Genomic DNA, 6,620 nt, shown 5'->3' with positions numbered 1-6,620 from the left:
AGTTGGCACGGCAGTCCCCGCCGATACCTTCATATTGCTCGAAACTCCCCAGCCTTGGGATAAGCCAGCGCTCCTGTCACCCGGCATCCCTGAAGCCTTGAGACAGGTGGTCAAACCCTTGCTCAGTTCGGGCGTCCGGGTACATCTGATTGCCAATGAGCAAACGTCGGACCGACGGCGCATCCTGATTTTTCAGCGGCCGGGCCAGGCTTCTCCAGGTCGAAGGACACAATTGCTAGGGAAATATAAAGCCTGGGAAATCCAGGTGGATAGCGCAGCAGACATGGCTCCTGCTTTGGAGCAGTTTCTACAGCATAATCGTGCTGGTTGGCGACCAACCCTTGCGGGTCAACGACACCTGATGATTTGTACCCATGCGAGCCATAATGAGTGCTGTGGGATGTATGGGTATCCGTTTTACCAAGATGCAATTACAACCATTCGCAAGCTAGGGCTGACCCAGCAGGTTCAACCCTGGCAGATCAGCCACATTGGCGGCCATCGCTTTGCCCCCACATTGATTGACTTTCCTCAGGGGCGCTACTACGGCAACCTCGATCAGGAATCTCTTCTATGTTTGCTCAAACAGCAGGGAGATATTAAACCATTACTCTCCACCTATCGCGGCTGGAGTATGTTGCCCAAGCCACTTCAAATTTTAGAGGCAGAGCTATTCCAGCAGCATCAATGGGATTGGCTACAGGGACGGGCTAGCGGTCATATTCTCAAACAGGACCAGGGCTACGTATGGGCCGAGCTTTGGTTTCAATTCCCTAAGCATTCTTTACGGCGATATACAGCCAAGCTAAAAAACAACGAGCTACTAAGCTATCGGCTTGAATCTGGCCAAAGACCTGTCTCTGCTCCATTAACTCATCGTAAAACGGGGTAATCAATAACGCGAGAACCGGCTGAAATTCTGATAATTGACCGTACAGACGTTCCATGGAATGTCTCTTCAGCACTAATTTTTGGATCTTATAAAATCCTTATCCCTAACTAATCTCAATCTGCTGAAGCCTATTGATTAAATCACCGCGCCGGAATGTGGCCGATAGCTGCTGCAAGGAAATCTTTTGTTCTCCATAGAGATTCTGCAGTGCCTGTTGAATATCGCGTACGGCGGCATCGAAGTATGCGTCACCATTTTGTTCAATCAGCTGTTGGGCAATCTGAAAATTCTGGTGGCTAATATCCATCAGTTGAATGCCCATATCGTTTAGAAGCCTTCGTCCCATTTGCATTGCAATGAAGCATGACGCATAGCGAACAAAATCAGGATCGTTGGGGTCGGGGCGCTTACGGCGATTTTCGGAAATTCTATACAATTTAACAGCAATAACAGCTTGTGAGCCATTTAGCCCATCGGTAAATATTGAGTCATACAATTTCCCAAAATGCTCACGAGAGAAGAACTTTGCCTGATGGGGTTTCTCTCTCCAAACAGACAATATTGCCTCTGCGGCTACCCCTGAAGTGATGTCTGCAGTCCGGTTAATACTAGTGCCAGAGCGCTTACGCCGATAGTTAAATCCTAGTTGTTGAATATCTATATCTAGTCTTCGCTGACGCTGATCGTTAGCGCGTAAGTCTTTAAGATCCACTGGATTTTGACTATTGGTGGCATAGGTGATTTTTTGAACTAGGTCATTATTCTCACTAGGCAACTGATACAGCCTGAGGAGAACATATGCTCGGGTATTTTGGCTAAGCAAATCAGAATTTTGCAACGTTTGGAATATGGTCATGCAGGTCTGACCGCCATTAATGATCTGTAAATTTTCAACCCGCACTTGGTAATCACCATCTTGGAGTGCGTTATAGGAAAAGTTGTCACAGGTTAACGTTATGCCGTTGTTATAGAAGTAAAAATTATTTTTTTCATCACCGGTTAAAGTATCACGAATACCTTCGTTAACGCGGTTGCCTTGTAACCCTAGATAACGACGAATATTGCGTTCTAATAATCGTTCTCCATGCCGCTCAATTAGTGCTGCTATTTCGGTTACCGAAATTCTTCCCACCAATACTCGGCTAAAGTCCATGTCTTCAACAATGGCTTTGCCACTGAGCCGCAACGTATCCTTGACTGGCTTAGATGCTTGAAGAATAGTGACTAAGCGCTGGTGATTGACATGCTCCCAAGTAACCTGAGCGCCGAAGCCAGCTCGGTCAATGGCTTCTTGGGCTGATGCGTTCCACGGCAGGCCATTGTTGCAGGCTAAGGCCCGAACCTGTGGGATATATCCATCTCGGATCAGGCTACGAGCTTCTTCGACCTTAGCGAGTAATCGCTGATTAATATGTTCTAATGTGGCGGCTGGGTTAAATAAGTATTGAATTGCATTTATTAGGGTTTCTATGCCTGTTTCAGGGAAGTTAGAGTCACCTTCTAGATTGTTTTTGTACTTGGCCTGAAATAGGCTGACGGTAAACTCACCATCATATTCCTCGGAAATATGCATGGCATCGACACCAAAATCTCCGCCGCCTTCAGTTAGGCAGTCGAAAGTGTCATCGTCCTCTAGATCTAAGATGGTTTGAGCGCACAGTTTTACAAAAGCTAGCGATTTAAGCCTGCCTGAGTCACTAATCCCGAGTTCTTCCGCAGCCTGTTGTCCAATAGCCTCGATAATTGAGGCTAAGCGCTGGTCAATAATAGAAGCATTGATATTCATCGAATCAGTATAAGCGCGGTGCGTTCCCAGAAATTTCTCGGTGAAATATTATAAGAGGATGTTTTAAAAGTAGAGAGTGGTATCAAATTAGGCTAGTCTCCTGAGCATCAGTCGTGTCATGGCAATGTAAATCATGGCTTCGGAGGATTCGGGTAAGCGTTCATAATCTTTACTCAAGCGTCGGTACCAATTTCACCACCCAAAGGTGCGTTCGACCACCCATCGCTTTTTGAGTAACACAAAGCCCTTGGCTTCTTTGGATCGCACTGAATCACCCATCGCAATGAGTCCATTGCCCATTCAAGAAAGGCGGGTCCCCGATACCCGCCATCCACCCAAATGAAGTAAAGACGGGCCACCGCATCGCCTAGGTGAGAGACTTTTTCGAGCACCCGTTTTCCGCCCTCACGCTCAGGCATACTCGCAGTGGTCACCACGACACACGGCAAGAGTCCCAACGTGTCGACAACGGCATGTCGTTGTCGTCCCTTGGTCTATTTGCCCGCATTGTAGCCGACCTCATCGTGCACCATGGTGTTAGTGAGGGCGACCGTCCGGTTTTGCGTGGGGCAGTAACGGTTCAATAAATTCAAATTGGTCACGACTGAGACTACTGGTGTAGGCTTTGGGCATGGCTCATACAAGGTTAAAGAAGTACGTAACTTTTAGCCTACACTGTGTGAGCTTTTTTACCGAATCTAAGAGGGTTTGGTAGAACGCAGGTAAAGCCCGGTGCTTCAGCACGGGGATGTAGATCGCGAGTCTCCCTGGTGAGTGTAGCGAACATTCAGTATTTATAGATACTTAGCCGTACTTTACGCTCAACATGTTAGCGTAAGACTATGTTGATTTTAGAGTACAAGGTCAAAGCAAAGCCTCAGCAGTTTGCTGCAATAGATGAAGCCATTCGCACGGGTCAGTTGGTGCAGAACAAGGCTTTGCGCTTGTGGATAGACGTTAAAGGTACGTCTAAATACGACTTAAGCAAGCTGTGTAAGCAGCTTGCCAAGGAGTTTCCGTTTGCGAATGAACTCAACAGCATGGCTAGGCAAGCCCACGCAGACCGTGCATGGGCTTCGATTAGTCGCTTCTACGACAACTGCAAGAAAGGTATTAATCTCGTTGGCTATCCAACGTTCAAGAAGTTTGCCCGGTCAGTGGAATACAAAACCTCTGGCTGGAAACTGCTAAACACCAATCGGACTCATGCTTGCAAGTGTGGGTGCAAGTTGGAGAGAGATGAAAATGCAGCTATCAACATTCTGAACAAAGGACTGGCTACCGTGGGGCACACGGGAAGTACCTTGCTAGACAAGGAAAACGCCCTGTGAGATACGACCTCTTTGGGGCTGGCGGCAACGCTGGATCTGAAAGTTATGTCACTGACCAGGGAATCCCCGCACCTTCTGGTCGGGGAGTAGTCAAAGGCAGGATAATTTAGCTCCTTAGACTATATTGTCGTAATGCCGAACTGTTTTGTAGCGAAAAGCCTTGTCTCTGAAGGGGCAGGCTTTTTATTGTCAAATTCGCTACTATATGCTAGAAATTTGACAAAATTACGGTTCTTTGTTCTAATGAGAACCGAAGCAACTGATAAAAAAGTCTTGCACGCTTTATTAAAGCCGTGCTGTTGTTGTAAGTAACAGGAGATGGGTGCATGTTTACAAGTGCAAATCTCCCCGAAATTATATTGACGTCCACAGCTGTTTATCTGCTGGGTGTTCGCGGTGTTTTATCGCTGGTTCAAAGCTTAATGACACGGGGAGGAATGTCGTAACTGACATTTTCTACATTAATTTCGACATTGCATGATGTCGTGATGTAATCAGGGGGGACAGGTTTCAAACCTGCTCCCCCTTTGTTGTATGGTCAGTTATTGAGCCGCTATTTAACAGCAAGGATAAACTTTGGGAGGGTAAGGTTTTAGCGTTATCTACCCCTGATGGTAGATGCGCTAGATTGCGTCCACTGCTAGTCTGATGGATGAAAATATTGCTGCTACTGCCCTGTTAGAACCGTTTAACGTGCTCTTGATTAACCAGACTATCGGCCATTTTACTGCACCCCAGATTAGTGACTTTTACAAGAAGGTTATTGAGCCGCGAAAAAGCCTTCTGATTAGTGTCATCGCCTTGGGGCTTTTAGACATAGCGGCTTGGCTGTTTTTTAGAGTATTTTTAGAGGTGTCTTGGTACTCTTCACTGGAGACACTACTAACGTTAGCGCTGACCCTCTCGTGCGGGTGGCTGATGTCGCGTTTGTTCAAGGAGTACTTTGGTAGCTATGTATTGAGTGCTGCTGCAAAACAGGGGCAAAAAGCCAACGGTGAGTTACTGATTCTGGGTAAATTCTTTGCCAACTTTGGCATTGTGGTAGGTTTTGCAATTCTATTTGGTCAGACCCATAACTTTAATGTTTTTGGCCTAGTGGCTAGTTTGGGTGTAGGGGGAATTGCGATCGCATTTGCGGCCCAGAAAGTATTAGAGCAGCTACTGGGGGGAATTGTAATCTACGTCGATCGCCCATTTAATATTGATGACTACATCGGTCTGCCAGACGGCACCTACGGACGAGTGGAGGCCATAGGTCTGAGATCCACGAAGGTGCGCACATCCGGTAAGGGAACCCTGGCGATTGTTCCCAATAATGCCATTATACAGTCCACCGTTGAGAACTTTACCGGTGCTAAAAAGGTCATGGCGCTGCTCTATCTGAATTTTCGTAAAAAGATTTCAGCGGATGAGCAGGCTCTGATTCGTCAGGTGATTGTGGATGCGACCCAAGATGTTTCAGGTCTCGATAACCGTGGCACAGACATCGCCTTTAGGAAAGATACAGAGAGCGGTCATACCCAGGCCCAAGCCACATTTTTTATTTTAGGGTCTAGTGATGATTCCATGAGAATTCGTCGTCAGCTTTTGGATATTGCGAATCAAAATCTTACCTATCGCTTACAGGAGTACGGAATTGATTTTGATATTAAAGCGCCTACGATTTATGTAGATTCTCCCATCGCGGTTTAAGAGGTTGTATGAAAAGTATCCAAGATTAGGTTTCGCCTTTAAACATCCTCTAAGATAAATTTTAAGATGAGTTTTTCAAGTCTTCTGGAAGTTCTTCAGATTGAGATTCCAAGCTTGCTGGAAGTTCCTAAGATACTTATTTTTATCGTCTCTGTATTCATTGCAATCTTTATAGGGCGCTACACACCAGGATTTGTCAGACTGGCTGTCAATCGGTTCTCAAAGCAGCAGAGCAGTGTCATTTATGAGACCTTAATTCATCCAGTTCATGGTGCCTTTAGAGCCGCTGGTACCTTTACGTTAATCTCCCTATCGTTAACCTGGCTGAGAGAAGATTACTCAAGCCTATATAGCTTGCTAAGACCCTTTGTAAATCTGGGAGTGATTATTAGCGTTGCCTGGTTAGCTTCACGTCTGTTTAGTCAGTTGCTCAGGGTCTATGGCATCGACCTTATCCGACGGCTAGGACGGGAAGTCGATGAACTACTCTTAGTGTTAGAAACCGTTGTCAACGTGATGATTGGGTTTATTGCGGTGCTAGCATTTGCCCAAAGCCAAGACTTCAATTTGATTGGATTGATGGCGAGTTTAGGGATTGGTGGTTTAGCGATCGCATTTGCGGCCCAAAAAATCCTAGAACAGCTGATCAGTACGGTAGTGCTCTATTTAGATCGGCCTTTTGTTCCTGGTGACTATATTCGAGTGAGTCTAAACCCCCATGCTGCCGATGTATACGGACGCATAGAATCAATTGGCCTACGGTCTACAAAATTAAGAACATCGGCCAAAAGTACGTTGGTGATTATTCCTAACAATACCCTGGCCAATTTAGATATTGAAAATGTCACCCGTGGTAAAAAGGTGATGGTCATGCTTTACCTGGACTTTGAAAGATCTCTAAAAGAGCAGGGGTTAGCCC

Annotated in this window: 6 protein-coding genes and 1 pseudogene; 4 read left to right on the top strand and 3 right to left on the bottom strand. The window is 46.1% G+C overall.

Features of this window, described 5'->3' with window-relative positions:
* Positions 1–892: sucrase ferredoxin (locus IQ260_RS25325; protein ID WP_193995858.1), on the top strand; the 892-nt coding region annotated here is incomplete at its 5' end.
* 103 nt (positions 893–995) lie between these two features.
* On the opposite strand, the gene IQ260_RS31560 is transcribed toward IQ260_RS25325, so the two are convergent.
* The 3 genes and pseudogenes from IQ260_RS31560 to IQ260_RS31935 form a co-directional block, all read right to left on the bottom strand.
* Positions 996–2,678 (bottom strand): AIPR family protein, encoded by a 1,683-nt coding sequence (locus tag IQ260_RS31560; RefSeq protein ID WP_193995857.1) that lies wholly within the window; start codon positions 2,676–2,678, stop codon positions 996–998.
* 87 nt (positions 2,679–2,765) lie between these two features.
* A pseudogene (locus IQ260_RS25315) lies at positions 2,766–3,220 on the bottom strand (transposase); the annotation flags it as partial.
* On the bottom strand, positions 3,216–3,311 hold the full coding sequence (locus IQ260_RS31935; protein ID WP_407657757.1) for a transposase: 96 nt from the start codon (positions 3,309–3,311) through the stop codon (positions 3,216–3,218). The pseudogene IQ260_RS25315 and the gene IQ260_RS31935, both read right to left, overlap by 5 nt.
* Before the next feature lie 209 nt (positions 3,312–3,520).
* Between IQ260_RS31935 and IQ260_RS25310 the strand changes: the two genes are divergently transcribed.
* The 3 genes from IQ260_RS25310 to IQ260_RS25300 form a co-directional block, all read left to right on the top strand.
* Positions 3,521–4,009: a hypothetical protein gene (locus IQ260_RS25310; RefSeq protein ID WP_193995856.1), complete on the top strand. Its 489-nt coding sequence runs from the start codon at positions 3,521–3,523 to the stop codon at positions 4,007–4,009.
* A 648-nt stretch (positions 4,010–4,657) separates the two neighbouring features.
* The gene (locus tag IQ260_RS25305; protein WP_193995855.1) at positions 4,658–5,701 is read left to right on the top strand and encodes a mechanosensitive ion channel family protein; all 1,044 of its coding nucleotides are present in this window, start codon (positions 4,658–4,660) and stop codon (positions 5,699–5,701) included.
* Positions 5,702–5,767: 66 nt separating this feature from the next.
* The coding region (locus IQ260_RS25300; protein WP_193995854.1) for a mechanosensitive ion channel family protein at positions 5,768–6,620 on the top strand (853 nt) is incomplete at its 3' end.

The organism is Leptolyngbya cf. ectocarpi LEGE 11479 (genome assembly GCF_015207065.1).
GTDB classification, from domain to species: Bacteria; Cyanobacteriota; Cyanobacteriia; order Phormidesmidales; family Phormidesmidaceae; genus Leptothoe; species Leptothoe ectocarpi.
Note: the sequence above shows the minus strand (reverse complement) of the source record. Positions and strands in the feature narration are given on the sequence as shown.